This window comes from Rhodopirellula maiorica SM1 (genome assembly GCF_000346295.1).
GTDB lineage: Bacteria > Planctomycetota > Planctomycetia > Pirellulales > Pirellulaceae > Novipirellula > Novipirellula maiorica.
This window is the reverse complement of the sequence record NZ_ANOG01000678.1, coordinates 1-16,335: the sequence shown is the minus strand read 5'-3', so window position 1 is coordinate 16,335 and position 16,335 is coordinate 1. Positions and strand designations below refer to the sequence as shown.

At 54.9% G+C, this 16,335-nt stretch carries 14 protein-coding genes and 1 other RNA gene; 4 read left to right on the top strand and 11 right to left on the bottom strand.

Annotation, left to right across the window (positions count from 1 at the left end; genetic code table 11):
- On the top strand, positions 1-237 hold a 237-nt coding region (locus RMSM_RS42905), incomplete at its 5' end, for a hypothetical protein (RefSeq protein ID WP_236622249.1).
- Here the strand turns inward: RMSM_RS42905 and RMSM_RS21780 are convergent.
- Complete coding sequence (locus tag RMSM_RS21780; RefSeq protein ID WP_040768809.1) at positions 230-1,300, bottom strand: hypothetical protein; 1,071 nt, start codon at positions 1,298-1,300, stop codon at positions 230-232. The two genes, RMSM_RS42905 and RMSM_RS21780, sit on opposite strands and share 8 nt — an antisense overlap.
- Before the next feature lie 253 nt (positions 1,301-1,553).
- Here RMSM_RS21780 and RMSM_RS21775 point away from each other — a divergent pair, with 253 nt between their 5' ends.
- Positions 1,554-2,165: a peptidylprolyl isomerase gene (locus tag RMSM_RS21775; RefSeq protein ID WP_008701373.1), complete on the top strand. Its 612-nt coding sequence runs from the start codon at positions 1,554-1,556 to the stop codon at positions 2,163-2,165.
- Between the two features lie 330 nt (positions 2,166-2,495).
- On the top strand, positions 2,496-3,152 hold the full coding sequence (locus tag RMSM_RS37210; RefSeq protein ID WP_008701370.1) for a GNAT family N-acetyltransferase: 657 nt from the start codon (positions 2,496-2,498) through the stop codon (positions 3,150-3,152).
- Between the two features lie 40 nt (positions 3,153-3,192).
- Here the strand turns inward: RMSM_RS37210 and RMSM_RS21765 are convergent, their stop codons facing one another.
- Both RMSM_RS21765 and RMSM_RS21760 read right to left on the bottom strand, forming a co-directional pair.
- Positions 3,193-4,017, bottom strand: a complete 825-nt coding sequence (locus RMSM_RS21765) for a ParA family protein (protein WP_008701368.1) — start codon at positions 4,015-4,017, stop codon at positions 3,193-3,195.
- 195 nt (positions 4,018-4,212) lie between these two features.
- Positions 4,213-4,449, bottom strand: a complete 237-nt coding sequence (locus RMSM_RS21760) for a hypothetical protein (protein WP_236622248.1) — start codon at positions 4,447-4,449, stop codon at positions 4,213-4,215.
- A 630-nt stretch (positions 4,450-5,079) separates the two neighbouring features.
- Here RMSM_RS21760 and RMSM_RS21755 point away from each other — a divergent pair.
- Complete coding sequence (locus tag RMSM_RS21755) at positions 5,080-6,207, top strand: patatin-like phospholipase family protein (protein WP_008701365.1); 1,128 nt, start codon at positions 5,080-5,082, stop codon at positions 6,205-6,207.
- A 49-nt stretch (positions 6,208-6,256) separates the two neighbouring features.
- Here RMSM_RS21755 and RMSM_RS21750 read toward each other — a convergent pair whose 3' ends face one another.
- The 8 genes from RMSM_RS21750 to nusA form a co-directional block, all read right to left on the bottom strand.
- Positions 6,257-7,690 carry a cellulase family glycosylhydrolase gene (locus RMSM_RS21750; protein WP_008701362.1) on the bottom strand — a complete coding sequence of 478 codons (1,434 nt, stop codon included), beginning with the start codon at positions 7,688-7,690 and terminating at the stop codon, positions 6,257-6,259.
- A 192-nt stretch (positions 7,691-7,882) separates the two neighbouring features.
- Positions 7,883-8,260, bottom strand: a transfer-messenger RNA (tmRNA) gene (ssrA, locus tag RMSM_RS37870).
- 159 nt (positions 8,261-8,419) lie between these two features.
- A complete protein-coding gene (locus tag RMSM_RS21740; RefSeq protein ID WP_008701354.1) occupies positions 8,420-9,163 on the bottom strand; it encodes a YebC/PmpR family DNA-binding transcriptional regulator in 744 nt (247 codons plus the stop codon).
- Between the two features lie 72 nt (positions 9,164-9,235).
- Complete coding sequence (locus tag RMSM_RS21735) at positions 9,236-10,300, bottom strand: hypothetical protein (protein ID WP_008701352.1); 1,065 nt, start codon at positions 10,298-10,300, stop codon at positions 9,236-9,238.
- A 127-nt stretch (positions 10,301-10,427) separates the two neighbouring features.
- A complete protein-coding gene (gene rbfA, locus RMSM_RS21730; RefSeq protein WP_008701349.1) occupies positions 10,428-10,901 on the bottom strand; it encodes a 30S ribosome-binding factor RbfA in 474 nt (157 codons plus the stop codon).
- Positions 10,902-11,035: 134 nt separating this feature from the next.
- Positions 11,036-11,257 carry a hypothetical protein gene (locus RMSM_RS21725; RefSeq protein ID WP_008701347.1) on the bottom strand — a complete coding sequence of 74 codons (222 nt, stop codon included), beginning with the start codon at positions 11,255-11,257 and terminating at the stop codon, positions 11,036-11,038.
- 31 nt (positions 11,258-11,288) lie between these two features.
- Positions 11,289-14,258 carry a translation initiation factor IF-2 gene (infB, locus tag RMSM_RS21720; protein WP_008701344.1) on the bottom strand — a complete coding sequence of 990 codons (2,970 nt, stop codon included), beginning with the start codon at positions 14,256-14,258 and terminating at the stop codon, positions 11,289-11,291.
- A gap of 698 nt (positions 14,259-14,956) precedes the next feature.
- The coding region (nusA, locus tag RMSM_RS21715; protein ID WP_052031747.1) for a transcription termination factor NusA at positions 14,957-16,335 on the bottom strand (1,379 nt) is incomplete at its 5' end.

Genomic DNA, 16,335 nt, shown 5'->3' with positions numbered 1-16,335 from the left:
GCCTCCTATGGGGCCACCCACGAGTTTAACCCGAGTCATTCAAATATTCTGCTGACCCTAAAAATTTTTCATTTCCAGTCGTCAGACATGCAGTCTGAGCATTTCATAGACGAAAAAAGCAAGCAACCACAACGCCGTTCCGCTTTAACTCGCTCCGAACTGCGGCATCAGCGCAGCAGTAAGCACAAGCGAACGCTCGCCTCAATAATCGAAGCAGGAGGGGTCGGCATCAGCTGATTGCAAGCGGGTTGCCCGGAGCACACATCCACTTGTTGCCACGGCGAGTGGCCTCTTCTGCCAAATGCTCTACCGTGCCAGCAGCACGATGATAAACGCGTCCGAAACGCTTGACGAGATCGCACCATGCGGGTGGATCCAAGCCAATGCGACTGAGAATCGGAGCTAGATGAGCTGGAATCGCCCCCGCTTTGCCAGCTCGTATTTCACGACCGGTCCAATCGAGTAGCTGTAAGTAGTCGAGCATCGAAATACTCAAAAACCCCTTGCGACTCGCTCGCCGTCCACTCGGTTCCGGATCGGGTCCCACCGCATCGCGACGCTCATCGATTTCAATCGGACTCATCCAACCACTCTTGTTGCGGCAGCGACTTCGTTCCCAATCATGGGTCGATGAGCGAGTTCGATCTCCACGACAACTCAAGTCATCGATGCGATCCTTCGCGCCAGTGAACTCGCTTCCTTCTGGAGTTTCTGCGATCGCGGCACGCACCGGATTAAGGTCCACATAGGCAGAACATGCCAACAACGACGCCTCATCCAATAACAATTGGCATTTAAAACGTCCTTCCCAGAAATGCCCCGTACAGTCATCTTCACGGTTAGAACGTCGAGCAATGTTCTCCGAAACGCATCGCATCCACCAACTGACATCACTCAGACGCTTTCGTCGCTCCGCCAACACGTCAGGCTGATTGACGATCATGTCAATTTCAGCCTTGCTCGGCTCCGCTGGCGTTCCATCCTGATTCTTTCGCTTGGGGAATAGACGCAGCCAACGCCGGGCAACCTCCTCGTCGGACCATGTTTTGACAATGTCCGGACGACTCCTCAGGACAATGTGTAAATGATTGCTCAGAACGGTATACGTTAAACAATCAATTCCTAGAACGGAGGCAAGAAACTCAAGGCGACTGCGAATCCACTCACGCCGGTGCTCGAACGACTTTCCCGTAAAGGCATCCTCGCCACACAAGCATGCCCGGCGTACGCAACGCTGGACCGTATGTAGGACCTGTATTTCAGCCGGATCGATCACCTTTCTGCGAGCTAAACGGGACATCGCCAGTTCTCCTCGGGGGTAGCAACAAAATCTACCCCGATTCTATCGCGTTCTCTGGGTGACTGCTGGAAAAATTTGGGTGGCCCCAAGTTGAAGAAAGTAGGGTGGCCCCAATTTGGAAAATGCAAGCATTTGTGGGCGGAAGCGGATCGTTTGCCATCTCCGGACTTTACGTGAACCGCCCCGGTCGCTTAAATCGTAGCACAGTAACTTCAATACAGACCTAACTTACGCGAATGAGGATTGGAAACGAATGGTTTCTCGACTGGCTTTGATGATGGCGTTACCCGCTTTGCTCCTTGGCACCTGTACGGCGGTTCACGGCCAAGAAGCGGCCTCTCCCGTCTACGTGAAGGTCGATACGAGCGAAGGGGCGTTTGTCATCGAACTGAATGCGGAAAAAGCCCCTAAAACCGTGGACAACTTCTTGAAGTATGTCAAGGAAGACCACTACACCAACACAATCTTTCACCGTGTCATCGATGGCTTCATGATCCAAGGTGGTGGCTTTACCGCAGACATGAAGGAAAAGGATGCACCGCGGATGGTGCGAAACGAAGGCGGAAACGGCCTGAAAAATGACCGCTACACCGTCGCGATGGCACGCACCAACGCTCCGCATAGCGCGTCGAGCCAATTCTTTGTAAACACAGTCGACAATGACATGCTGAATCGCGAAAACTCACACGATGGATTTGGTTACGCCGTCTTTGGACGTGTCGTCGAAGGCAAGGAAGTGGTCGACCGAATCAGCAAAACGCCAACACAGGCGAAGCCTCACCCCAAATACCCTGGCGTTTTACTCGAAGATGTTCCGACTACCCCGATTGTCATCAAGAGCATCGAAGTGGTTGAAAAGAAGTAAACGCGGGTTTTCCGCATCCGCTAAGTACGCAAGTTCACGCCAGCCTCCGGTCTTTCTCAAAGTCCGGAGGCTTTTCTATGCGCCGCACGAGCTCCGGCGACGCGTGGCACGCGGATCACCGTTCGAGATTCCCATCGTCGTGAACCGTTGCAATTGAACGCCTCCGTAAATCCCACAATATCGTTAATAGCAACATGCTAGGTCGTGACAAACGCACATTTTGCCTCCCCACAATGATCCAGTCCCACGGTATCAAAACTAAGTTTCAGTGGACGGTGGACTCCGCGCCGGTTTTGCTTCTGTGCTCTTAATGCCAACCTGAATGCCCGAATGAAATTGCCCCTCTTCATTCTTCGCGTCACCTACATGCTCGCTCGTCGGCTTCAAATCGCCGAAGCAACACGGTTGCTGTACATGAAGGCCGCTGATTTCCGTGCACCGGAATTGGCCGACGGCTACAGCATGCATTCGCCCAGTGCGGAAGAACTATCTGAATGGATCCAAACCGGCAAGGCTGCTGAAAAGACCGGTAGCCCGCAAAGCATTTCGAACCAGCGACGGCTCGTGGTGGCGACAACACGCGATAACCAAGTCGTCTCGCATCTATGGATAGCGACGGAGTCGGTGGACGCTAGCGATAACTTTTCACGTGCCCGTCATTTGGGCACCTCGGTCGATCTGCCGCCGCGTGCTGGATTCCTGTTCAACGCGTGGACGCATCCCGATCACCGCGGCAAGCGATTGATCGGGTGCATGATCTCACACATACTCGAAAACCGATTATCTGAAACCGAGGTGTTGGTGACGACGATGGACTGGACAAACGAGCGTTCCTGCCGCGCGTTTGCTCACGTCGGCATGCAGCCCATCGGCACAGTAATCCGAATTGGCCGCGGTCCGCTGCAGTTGAGTCTACTGCCACAAACGGCAAACCAATTGGGTTTGAAACTGGCTCGCCAAGCGCCCGGATACAAGTTCGCCTGCTAAAGTAGCGACGAACCTGTGTCGGCTTCAGCACTCACACGTCTTAGGCGGCTGCCTGCTCTGGCATTTGCACAAACGCGTTCTCTTGAGCGATCACTTCTTCGGCGAGCGCTTGATAGTCCGCCGCCCCGTTGCTTTCGGGTGAGTACTCGAAAATCGATTTGCCAAAACTCGGGGCCTCGGCCAAGCGGACATTGCGTCGAACGCGAGTTTCAAAGAACTTCGCACGACGGTAAAACTCTCTCGCGCCTTTGCTTGCTTCAAAGAACTCGTCAATATCGGTGCTGACTTCGGCAGCAAGCCGCGTATTGGAGTCGTACATGCAAAGCATCACGCCCGAAAGCCGCAGATCGCTATTAAGTCGTCGTGAAACGACTTCGACCGTGCGAAGCAGCTTGCTCAATCCGTGCAAAGCCAAAAAGTGCGGCTGCAGCGGCAAGAAGACTTCGTTCACCGCGACCAACGCATTGACGGTCAAGACGCCGAGACTCGGAGGACAATCGAGAATAAAATAGTCAAACGGTTCGTCGTCAGCGTCGAGCTTGTCGCGAAGAATCATTTCGCGGCCCACCTCGCTGGCGAGTTCTAATTCGGCTGCGGCCAAATCCAAGTTCGACGGAATCACGCACAGGTTCTCATTGACCCAACAACGTGCTTGCGCAATGGTCGCTTCACCACAGAGCACCTCGTACATACTGGCTTCACCGTCAACAGCGGTTATGCCAAGGTGCAGCGATGCGTGTGCTTGCGGATCAAGGTCGAGCAGACAAACGCGACGGCCTTGTGCGGCAAGAGCGGACGAAAGATTGACGGAGCTGGTCGTTTTGCCAACACCACCTTTTTGGTTAATCACAGCGATGGATCGCATAGTAAAATCATCCTTGATGGGGCGAGTTAGCGTTTTGAGGTAGCGGTTGCAGGTAATTCGCAGGCTTTTCTTCTGTCACGTTCGCCCGCGTCCTGCGACAACACGGTTGAATGTTTCCCGGTTCCGTCCTCGAATCGACACCACTGCTGATGCAATCAAAAGGCCGATTCAGCGGCGATGCCGTTTGCGTGCTAGCTAGGCGGCTTCGCTTTGACGGTACTGTTGATATGCCAATAACACATCGTAAAGGTCCGAGTCGATACGAACTGTGTCGTCTGCGAAGTCAGCAAGCCAAGTTCGGTTCGATTTTTCGGCATCGATCAATAACGGTACAATCTGCTTCAGTGAAACATCAACCGTCTTGGGGGCGGCAGCCCCGCTGATGCGGTCTAATTCGCGTTCTTTGCGTTCTTCCGAGTGATGAACAGTCAACTTTCGGCTCTTGGGGCTCGCCATCGAAGAACCATTCTCAGAAACAACGCGAAATCTCGATTCAGGCATCAGCTACATCTCAGAACGTGGATTGGAAAGGAGCGTTTCCTCTCGTGGACAACCTCGGTTTCACGCACACTGGCGAGTAACGTGAAATTTAACTTCATTGGGGATGGCGACTCAGCACCGTTCTGCGTTTGACCGCAGGTGCCGTTTGCCTCCTAGTCGAATCATCGACTTTGACGGTTAGGGGACTTAAGCCAAATTTAACGATTTTCTTAAGCAGGCTATGTACCCCGCGATTTACTGACAAAGTCGCGTTGGACTGCGTCGATCGTTGCTCAAAACCACATCGACGAAGAACGGTTCGGACGCCGACACTGCGGTCTGTAGACTTATTACATAACAAGCCGGGCGTCGCCACCACAACCTCTCGGCGGTCGGCTTCGGTAGTTGCCCCTCGGTTGCTCGCAGGGTCGTGACTGGTATGGATCTTGCCAACCGCACGTTGCTATGCTCGGCAGACTGTCTGGCCCGCCAATAACGCAGGTATATCGCAAGCGAATCGCCCTTCCGATCTCCCCCGTGCACTGTCCCCATCCCCTATAGTCCCCATCCCCTATAGAATTGATGAAGATCGCACTTGCATTCTCAGGAGGTGGCGTCCGCGCGACGGTGTTTCACCTTGGCGTACTCGCTCGACTGGCCAGGCAAGACCTACTGAGCAACGTAAAGATTGTCTCCAGCGTATCGGGGGGCTCACTGGCAGCCGGCCTTGTTTTTGCCTCCGCCGGATTTCGTTGGCCCGATAGCGAAGAATATTTGCACGACGTTGTACCAAAATGCCTAGCGGTACTGACATCACGGAACGTCCAACAGACCTACGTGCTCAAATCGTTGCTACGACCTTGGCGACTCGCCTGTGGTCGAGCCTCGGTTCTAGGCGACGCACTGGAGAGGGAATGGGGCATCACGGGGGATCTGGCCGATCTGCCGATCACACCAAATTGGATCATCAACGCGACCTGCTATCAGACCGGAAAGAACTGGCGATTCCAGCGTGATTTGATGGGCGACTACCAGACCAAATATATTACCGATCCCGATTTTCGATTGTCACATGCATTGGCAGCATCCGCTGCGGTCCCCGGGCTGATCGGTCCGCTGATGATCCGATCACGACAGCACCAATGGAGCGAATTCCGCGAAGCCGATTGGCACGCGATCGCACCAAAGTACAAACATCTGCACCTTTGGGACGGAGGGGTATATGACAATTTGGGTGTGGAATCGCTGTTCAAGCCTGGCGACGGATTACGTGAAGGCACTGATTTCTTGATCGTCTGTGACGCGTCACGCCCATTGTCCAACGAAACGCGGCAATCACGTTGGCGGCCAGGATACCTGAAAGCATCCATGCGATTGGTGGATGTCGCAACCGACCAAGTGCGAAGTCTACGAGCGAGGATGTTGATAGAGTATTTTAGACAAAACCCTGGAACCGGTGCCTATCTGCGACTTGGTTTGGCGACGAAGAAGGTGTACTCGCGAAGTCCCGTTGGCGGCAAACCTGCGCTGACCGAAAGTGAAGTGCGACGTGTCTCGCAGCTTGAAACAACGCTGCGACGGTTGACCGACCACGAATTCAGTTTGCTGTTTCGCCACGGGTTTGAAGTCGCCGATGCAACGCTTTCCACCTACGGACACGAAATGGTCGGTCGCGTGCCGCGCAATCGAGTGCTATTCAAGGCCGCCTGATGACACGGCAAAAATGACCGCAATGTGATTTCGGAAAACGATCCTCCTGCTAGGCAAGCGGCGTAATCCGTAACGTCACCACCGGCACATCCAATACCCATTTCTTGATCACCAGACGCTGTAAATCGGCGTCCCAATGCAAATGACGTGCTTGTTCACGGCGTTTCACATCCATATCAGTTGGCGCATCCGTATCGATTGGCGTATTGTTGACGGATGACGTTGAGAGTTGCGATTCGTCTGGCTTCACTTCCAACACCACCTCTGAACCGATTTCAACGCGGAATCCATTGGCATAGAAACGGTCCCGGGGAACGAAGATCTCGCTACTACCCGACGCTTCGTCTGGTTTAAGTTTCACCTCGAGCACCCGCGAGTCAAAATCAAATTGGCAGTCTTTCAGATCGCCTGCGATTGCCAATGGACGGGGGCGAGCGAGTACATCGGTGATATAGTTTCGCTCGACATTTCCAACCGCAGACTTGTCCGAGAAGATCGCCCATGTGAATGGTTCGCGCCGCGTCTTGGACCTGAGTTCGACTCGAGACCCGCAGAACCATGCTTTGATCGCCCCGATCCCATGCTGGTCCAATTCGGTGGCGGTTGCCCGGTACACGTTCGTGTATCGCTCTTGCATCACGACGTCCGAATCGGCTGCGATGTCCGTCGCCGGCCCCCATTCGCCGAGCAGCAACGGTGCGTCGGAAATCGCTGCCTCACGTTCATATCGCCGCAGTGTCTTGCGCATCCGATCCAAGTTCATTTGATACAGATGAGGTGCGTAGATAACGCGATTGCGTCCGAAGGGCACGGTCATCGGCAGGAAGGGGCCTGTGCCAGCTCCCGTCTCGCGATACAACGGTTGGTACAACGCCCACTTGTCGGGGCTGATCGCCTGCATCGCGTCGACCAATCGCCGCTGTGTTGGCAGCAATTGCTCTTGAAAGCAACGTTGCAAATTGGAATCCAACCCGCGTTGCGGCTCGTTCAGAATGTCGTAGCCGAAAACCGATGGGTCGTCTTTGTAGCGAATCCAAAGTTTGCTCCACGCGTTCAGCAGTTTGTCTTGGGCGCCATTGGTGTTTTGGTAGATCGCGTCCCACTGCGGATGCCCAAACGGTCTGATGTCGTAGACGACCAACTTAAAGATTGTCTGCAGCCCTGCGTCGCGAGCCATACGTACCATCTCGTCAAGCTGCTGCAAATAGTTGGGATCTTCCTCCTGGCCCGGCCAGCCCCCCAGTCGCCCAAGCGCCGTCCGGATGACTTGAAAGTTGGCTCCCATCTGGACCATCCGGCGATAATCGTCTGCACTGTAGCGAACCGTCCCTTTCAGGTCTTCGGTAATCGTGACGAAGCCTCCCGCAACAATTTGGCGGCCCTGATTATCACGAATTGGCAGCGGCATCGCAGAATCATCAGCGAATGACGTGCAGAGCGAAGACATCAAGAAAGCGAGGACGAGCGTGATTCGAAGTTGCATGCTGATGATTTCCTAGCGCACTACCAATTTGTGGCATCAATGGGTGTGTTGAGTCAGACGCTATCGGGTGGACCACCGGCGGCCCTGGCACCCTATTTTTCAGGGCGTCTTTCTCGATGCTTGTTTGCCGAACGTGTTTGCAGCCGAGCATCCAACAAAAAAGCCGAGTTGCGATTTCTCACAACTCGGCTTTAGTGGAGGCGGCGGGAATTGAACCCGCGTCCCGCGATGCATCCACGACAGCGTCTACATGTTTAGTCAAACTATTTGTGTCTCCTCGAAGGAAACTTTTCGCTCACCTTGGCGCTGCCTGACAGGCTCCAAGCTTTGCTAACTCGAATCTTTTTTAACTCACCGCGTCTCGAGTAGGACGGCAAGCGATCCAGAATTGTGACGGGCATTCAGGCGACTCTGGCGGCCCCCATCAGCCCGGGCTGCCTGTTCTTAGGCGGCCAGTGCGAAACTTTCGTCTGCAACTAAAAATTTTGATCAGCTTTTTACGTGGCCAACTGATCAACCACGACATGCAACCATCGCTTCAAAACGTCCGGTCGAATCCAGATCGCCCCCGAATCCGGGTGTGGACCATCGGAAACGATGATCCGTGAAGCAACCTGCATTCTAGCAGGTTTCGGTGGTTTGACAATTCGAGAACGACGAAGACGCAAAATTGCGGGGCAGAACCGCAACATTGACCGAATACCGTTAGCGGCTTCCGCGACGGAAGGCCTAGTCTTCGAACATCTCGTCGGTGATGTTCAAGTTGGTGCTGACGTTTTGCACGTCGTCGTGATCATCAAGCGCCTCAAGCAAACGCAGCACCGATTTAGCCATCGAACCCTCGACGTCGACCATCGTTTGAGCAATCTGGCTGATCGACGAAATTTCCGGAACAAGCTCTGCAGCAGCGAATGCGTCGGAGAGAGTTTGATGGACATCCGGATCACAAGTAACTTGGATCTTGCCATCGTCAAGCGGCTCGACATCCTCGCCACCATTTTCCAGTGCGATCTCAGTCAGCTTCTCTTCGTCGGCGGTTTCGGGATCAAAAACAAACAATCCTTTGCGGTCAAACAAATACGAGACGCAACCGGTATTCCCAAGGTTGCCACCAAATTTGCCAAACATGCTCCGTAGTTCTGGCGTGGTGCGATTCCGGTTGTCGGTCATCACCTCGCACATCACCGCGACACCGCCGGGACCGTAGCCTTCGTATAGCAGTTCTTCGACGTCACTGCCTTCGAGTTCGCCGGTACCTCGCTTGATCGCCCGTTGGATATTGTCCTTCGGCATGCTGACCGCTTTGGCGTCGTCGATGGCTTTTCGCAATCGAATGTTCGCGTCGGGGTCGCCCCCGCCCATCTTTGCCGCCACGATGATGGCTTTACTCAGCTTGCTCCACATCTTGCCGCGTTGGGCGTCCACACGGCCTTTGCGATGTTGAATGTTCGCCCATTTTGAGTGCCCAGCCATGATTGCTCAGAAAAGGATAGTTGGAGTGATGGGATGTGAATAAAGATGGAGGTCAAACCGCGGCGATCGACACTATCGCGGCTTTCGCTTGGAAAGTTTGCGGCTAGCCGATTTTTTTGTCGCTGGCTTGGCAGCATCGCCTTTGGACGCACTCGCCTTGGCCGACTTTTTCTTAGAATCCTTGCCGGCAGCCTTCTTCTTTGACTCGGTACGTTCGGCCGCGATCTCAGCAGCCTTCGTCGGCGCCGCCTTCTTGGCTGCGGACTTTTTGGACTTCGTCGACGTTGCTTCTTCCTCCGCAGCGGATTTGCTGTCGGCTTTCTTCGCTTTCGTAGCGGACTCGGCTGATTTCTTACTGGCCGGCTTCACATCCTCGGTCGCTTGTTCAAGCTCTTCGTCTTCGGCTGCTTTGGCCTTGCGATCGGCTACGCGTTGCTTCGCTGCCTTTTGTTTGCTGTGCCATTCGTCCAAACGCTTGCTCGATCCTTTGGCAACATCATCCACTAACGCACGCGACTTTTTGTCTTTGGCGTTATTGTTCAATGCGACCGCAGCCTGGTGCAACAGATCGGAAAATTCGATTCCCTTGCTCTTCGGAATTGCTCGCTCGAGCCCGGGAACCTTGCCCGCGGCCGCTTCGGTTTGCGAGGCGATGTCGGTCACCATCAGGATCACCATCGCGGAATAGTCAACCGGAATCGAATGACCGCCAAGCCCGTGTTGAATGGTGTAACTAAGCACGAACGGCGTCATGCCGGGCATCTTTTCGAACTTCGCAACCGCCTTGCCCAAGTTCTCTTTCTTGAGATGGTCCAAATCGAAGGTATAGAACTCTTCGAACACCGATTGCAGATTCGTCTTCAGCCGCGTTGCCGCTTTGGTTGGATCGGGCAACCGCGAAAGCACTTGGCTCAGCTCGCTGACCGTGGTGACCCGAACTTCATTCCAATCAAAGAAGTCTTGCTCGCACTTAGCCATGCCTTCATCCGCAAGCTCAGCAGAAGCGTCTTGCAATAGCGACGCGTACAAAATGTGCTCGAGCAATGGTCGAGCGGGCTGTGGCGGCGTTGGCTTGTAATGCTTCTTTAACGCAGCATACAGTTTGGTAATCAGGGCAGCGCGGTTACTTGCGGACATCTTGCGGCAATGAAGAGGTATTGGGTGTTGTCAATTTATAGGGCATTCGTCAGCGACCATCCTTGGCCAACATTCCCGATGCCGGGGAGCAAGGACACGCCTGAGGAAGACGAGTCCAGCATCGTGATTAAGCCTGTGTTCCGTCCTGAGACGGATTCGAGTCGTCGTCCGAGGCTTCGGCCTGCTCTGACGACTGGACGCCTTCGTTTGGCTCGTCATCCTGATCCGACGGAAGGGCTTCGGGAGACTCAGCCCCCGTTTTTTCTTGTTTTATCTTATTTAACAATTCACTCACGACCAGGGCGTTTTGCAGTCCCTTGTCTAGCTTGAATGTCAATTTCGGCGTGTAGCGGGCGTCGATACGGTTGGCGATCTTGGCCTGTAAGAACCCCGCACAATTTTGCAGCCCGCGAATCGCAAGCTGTTGCTGGCTCTCCGACCCCATCACGCTGACGGACACCTTTGCTTCGCGCATATCGGGCGACACTTCGACTCCGATCACGGTGACATCTTTGACGCGTGGGTCACGAACTTCGGTCAAAATCGTCGAGGCGACGACTTCGCGGATCGCTTCAGCAGCTTTTAATAAACGACGGGACATTAGGAACGAGGGGTGAGATAGAAGGTAGAAAAAAGACGGGGATAACGCAGCGAAGGACGCTTCGATGGAGATAAAAGAACGTAGCGATCAACGTGTCGCAGTCGATCCAACGCTCCGGCTCGGCAGCACCTTCGTTAAACCGCCACGTACAGCACACGGTCGATCCAACCTCCGCGGTGCCAGAAAGCACCACGGTGACCGGCTAGGTCTTCGCTGCTGCAGAGGTTTCGTACGCTGCGATCGATTTCCACGATTTCCACAGTGGACTTAACATCCACCGCACTGGATTCGAACCGCACATGATCCAACCAGCGACAGACAAGCCGATGAAGCGGACTCGCTGGGTCAATCAACACCAGCGAGTCGGGCGTTGGAACCGCAAGCGGTTTAATCCAATTTTCGAGCGACCTCTTCGATGCGATAGGCCTCCAACACGTCGTCTTGCTTGATGTCGTTGAATCCACTCAGGCGGATACCACATTCCATTCCACGCGGAACTTCTTTGACATCTTCCTTGATTCGCTTGACCGTATCGAGCGGGTAATCGCCGATGGTACGACCGTCGCGATTGACACGAATGCGGCAACCCCGTTGGATGACTCCTTGTGCGACATAGCAGCCCGCGATCGTTCCGACTCGGCTGATCTGGAAGACCTGTTTGACCAGGGCACGTCCCAGTTCGACGATCCGTTCTTCGGGTTTCAAGCGACCTTCGATCATCGCCTTGATGTCGTCCGCCAACTTGTAGATGACCTGGTAACGTCGAATTTCAATCCCGCGCTCTTCGGCCAACGATCGGGCTTGATCATCCGGAATTACATTGAACGCCAACACGACCGCCTCGGATGCCGAGGCCAGAGTGATATCGGCCAGCGATACACCGCCGACGCTCTTCTGCAACACACGCAACTCGACTTCGGGATGATCGAACTTGCTGAGTTCCTTTTCGATCGCTTCGAGCGAGCCTTTGACATCGGCGCGAATGATCAAGTTCAGCTTGACACGATCTTCGACACCGATCTTTCCGCCCGCCAACATCTCTTGGAACGTATCGAACGACACCTTGGTGGTACTGCCCGACAGGTTCTCGCGACTCGAATTCGACTCGCGATTCTCGGCAATTTCTCTCGCTTGAGCGATGTCTTTGAGCACGTGGAAACGATCGCCGGCCCCCGGAGCTTGGTCCAATCCGGTGATATTGATCGGAGTACTTGGGCCCGCTTCCTTGATGTTTTTGCCGGTTAACGTGTCCTTCATCGAACGCACTCGTCCGTGCGATGGACCACAAACCAGCACATCGCCGACTCGGAGCGTTCCGTTTTGCACAACAAGCTTGGCAACCACACCGCGGTCGCCCTGTTGTTCGGACTCGATACAAACCCCCAACGCCTTGCGGTCGGGATTCGCCTTGTACTCGTTCATCTCCGCGATGGTCAACAATGTCTCTAACAGTTCATCCATCCCCGTGCCCTTGATGGCACTGGTTCGGATCACTTCGACGTCGCCGCCCCATTCACTTGGCGTCAATTGATGTTCCGTCAATTGCGTCAACACGCGGTTTGGATCGACCCCTTCGAGGTCAACCTTGTTCAGCGCCACCACGATGGGAACGCCCGCGGCTTTCGCGTGACTGATCGCTTCGGCGGTTTGTGGCATGATGCCGTCGTCGGCCGCGATGACCAGTACCGCAATATCGGTAACGTTGGCACCACGAGCACGCATTTCGGTAAACGCTTCGTGACCCGGCGTATCAACAAAGGTGACTTTACGTCCGTCTTTGTCAATTTCATAAGCACGAATGTGCTGGGTGATCCCACCCGCTTCGCCGCTGACGACATTGATGCCGATCAAGTAATCGAGCAAACTTGTCTTGCCGTGGTCGACGTGGCCCAAGAAAGTCACGATCGGAGCACGAGGAACGAGCGACTCTTCGGAGTCTTCTTTTTCTTCGAGCTCGGTGATCAGCTCTTCTTCGAGCGTCTCCGAAGCCTTCAATTCGATATCAAGATCCATCTCCGCAGCAACCAGTTCCGCGGTTTCAAAATCAAGCTGGGCGTTGATATTGACCATGATCTGCATGCCCATCAACGTTCGCAACACTTGAGCGACCGGAACTCCGGCGGCTTCCGAGAAGCTACGCACGGTGCAGGGCAATTCCAATTGGATCTTGTCTTTACGCGGGGCCGCCGTATTGGTGCCTTTTCGCTTCAGCGTGCGGCGACGATACGGTGACTCGCGTCCCGTATTTCGATCAAACGATTCGTTCCTGTGACGACGTCCGCCGCCACCGCCACGCGATCGTTCGGCGCGGGCGCTGGCCATCCCGGACAGCCCCTTCTTGCGTGGCTTGTCCTCTTCCTCGATCGATTTGCCACCCTTGTGACCTTTTTCGCCCGTGAAGCCACTCAAACCGCCACTGCCGATTTTACGAGTGCCGCCACGCTTGCTGTCGGCGTCGTCCTGAGCGATTTGCTCAAGCGGTGCCTTCATACCTTGCTTGTGACCAGCAATCACATCTTTGCTGAGTTTGATATCCGGCTTCTGTGCCTTCGGTTCGCCCGGAGCGGATTTGGGGACCACTTTTTCCGGTGCATCGCCTAGTGCCGCCATTTTGACGTTAATGCGAGGCTCGCGACGTTTGGGCTTGGAACCCTTCTTGTCACCACTGCCGCTCGAGGCAGGACGATCGAGCGAACGGATACCACCGCCACTGGGTGCTGCCGAATCAGGGCGTACTGCCGCGACGGGCGCACTGCGATCGATCGCTCCGGTCGGAATCGTGCGTTTGCTAAAGCCGACCTTGTCTGCGACACGCGCGGCCAACCCACCGACACCACCTTTTCGCTGTGGTGCATCCTTGGATTTTTTCCCCGAATCCGAAGCCGGTTTACCTGCGGCCGGTTTGGGAGCCGCTGGCGCCGGAGGAGGCGTCTCTGCGGCGGGGGCCTTCGCCGGCGTTTCCGCTGCCGCTTTCTTGCTGGACGGCGAATCGTCAAACAATGGCGAACGAATCGGTGCCGGAGCTGCAGGTTTGGATCCCCCCACGCTCGCTGGCTTTGGCTTGTTCGGTCGGCCGATTTGAATCGCAACCGGTTTGCGTTTCTCGGGAACTACCGAGTCACGAACCGCCGCAACGGGGGCCGTTGAAGATGTCGTTGCCTTGGCAACCACGGGTGTTTTGGGAGCAGCAGGTTTGGCAGATCCGGCGAGATGATCGCGAACCTTCTGTGTTTCTTCGTCGGTCAGACTGGCAAGCGCCGAGCCTTTGCCGGTAATACCGACTTTCTTGACGATATCGACGAGATCTTTGCTGTCTAAGTTCAGTTCTTTGGCGAGCGCGTAAATGCGTGCGGGCACGGGGTAGAAATCCTGTCAGTTTCGTTTGGGAATCGGTAAGACCAACTACGCTTTCCTTATCAACACGACGGAAAGTATACGTTGCTGAATTCCGCAGAACCCATGCGACGCTTTACGTGTTTCACTAACACGCCGTCGGCTCAAACGCGTTCTTTAAAGTGCGTTTAACTCGACTGTAGGTGATCAAATAAAGTTTGGCGGATCACACCTGGATTGATGGCATACCGATTCGTTCAATGTGGTTGAAGTTACATAAATGATTTCCTCCATCGCCATCATCGGATCCCACGGAGTGAATAAAACACGGGGAAAATGATGTCGGGGATTGTTTCAAGTGATGCTTTTGGACCTGCGAGAGGCCCTGTCTGGGGTTAAGAATAGCGAAAAATGTGTCTGTCGCAGAGTGGCACTTTGCCAGAATCTGCCGCAATCCGAAAAATTTTAGGACTGCCAGCCACATTGAAAGCCGCTACGAGGGGCAAACAATGACAACTTTGCCAGCAAAACACAAGCCCACCTCGTCTCCGCCGCTGTTGACACACTGTCGCGTCCGGTGAGCGAGTCTCCGATGAGCGCGTCTCCGTCAGCGATCAAGGGCTCCGCAGAAAACCCTGCGAACACCTTGCGAACACCTTGCTCTCCCTGGGGGGGAGGGCCGTGCGATCGCGAAAGCCACGTTGACTCTCGCGACGATACCGCTAACTCGACTTGGTCGCAGAGGACTCTGAATCAGCAGCTTCGGTTTCCGCAGTTTCCGAATTTGCGGCTTCGGATTCGGCAGATTCAGCTTCCGCTGCTACCGCTTCGCCGCTTTCGGCTTCAGCACTTTCGCCTTCCGCCGGTGCTTCTTCGGTTGCTGCTGCTTCGGATGGAGCCGCTTCCGTTGCTGCCGCTGGAGGGGCCGCAGCCGCTTCGGGCTCGGCGATCCCAGCCGCTTCGGCTTCACGCATCAAGCGATCTTTTTCCTTACGAGCACGACGCTCTTCGGTCGCAGCCTGCTCGGCCTCTTCGGCACGTGCTTCCGCTGTTTCGACAATATAGTCAACCTGCTCCGCTGTCAAACCACTCATTTCCATGAACAGGTCGGGCTCGATCACCGACAAGTCGTCGTACGACAAGTAACCTTGCTCGACAAGCGACTGAGCGATCTCTTCGGTAACGCCATCGATTTGGCTGAAACCAGCAACGGCCCGCTCGATCTGCTCTTCCAGCTCGGCACCGGTCATGATCTCGATGTCCCAGCCACACAATTTACTGGCCAGACGAACGTTTTGACCGCGGCGACCGATCGCCAACGACAATTGATCTTCTTGGACCAACACAATCGCTCGACCGATCATATCGCAGAGCAAAACTTGCTCGACGGTCGCTGGTTGCAATGAGTTGGGAATCAAAACCTCGGGGTCTTCGCTGTAGCGAACGACGTCAATGTGCTCGCCCGCCAACTCTTCGCGAACCGCTTTGATTCGGCTTCCACGGAACCCAACACACACAGCGATGGGGTCGACTTGGGAATCGACACTGCTGACGGCCACCTTGCTGCGATAGCCTGGCTCGCGGCTGATCGATTTGATCGAAATCACTTCTTCGGAGATTTCCGGAATCTCTTGTTCAAACAATCGCTGCACCAATTGTGGTCGCGTACGACTGAGCACCACGCGAACGCGGTTGCCCGCGGCCTTGACTTCGAAAACCACTGCGCGAACCCGTTCGCCCGCATGCAATGATTCACCTGGAATCTGTTCACTGCGTGGCAGAATAGCCTCGACGTTGCCGAGATTGACCGTTGCCACGCCGCCATCGGCACGGCCGATGATGCCAGCCACGATTTGACCGACTTGCTCGCGGTACTCGGCCATCAACGAGTCACGTTCAGCTTCTTTGACTTTCTGGATGATCACTTGCTTGGCGGTTTGGGCGCCGATACGGCCAATCTGATCTTCGCCTAGTTCTTCCCCATCGTGGCGAGCGGTAATCCGTCCGTTCTCGCGATTCAGCGTGATCGTGATGTCGGCATCTTCGCCATATTGCCGTTTTGCCGCAGTTTGCAGCGCAGCTTCGATCGCAGAAAAGACAA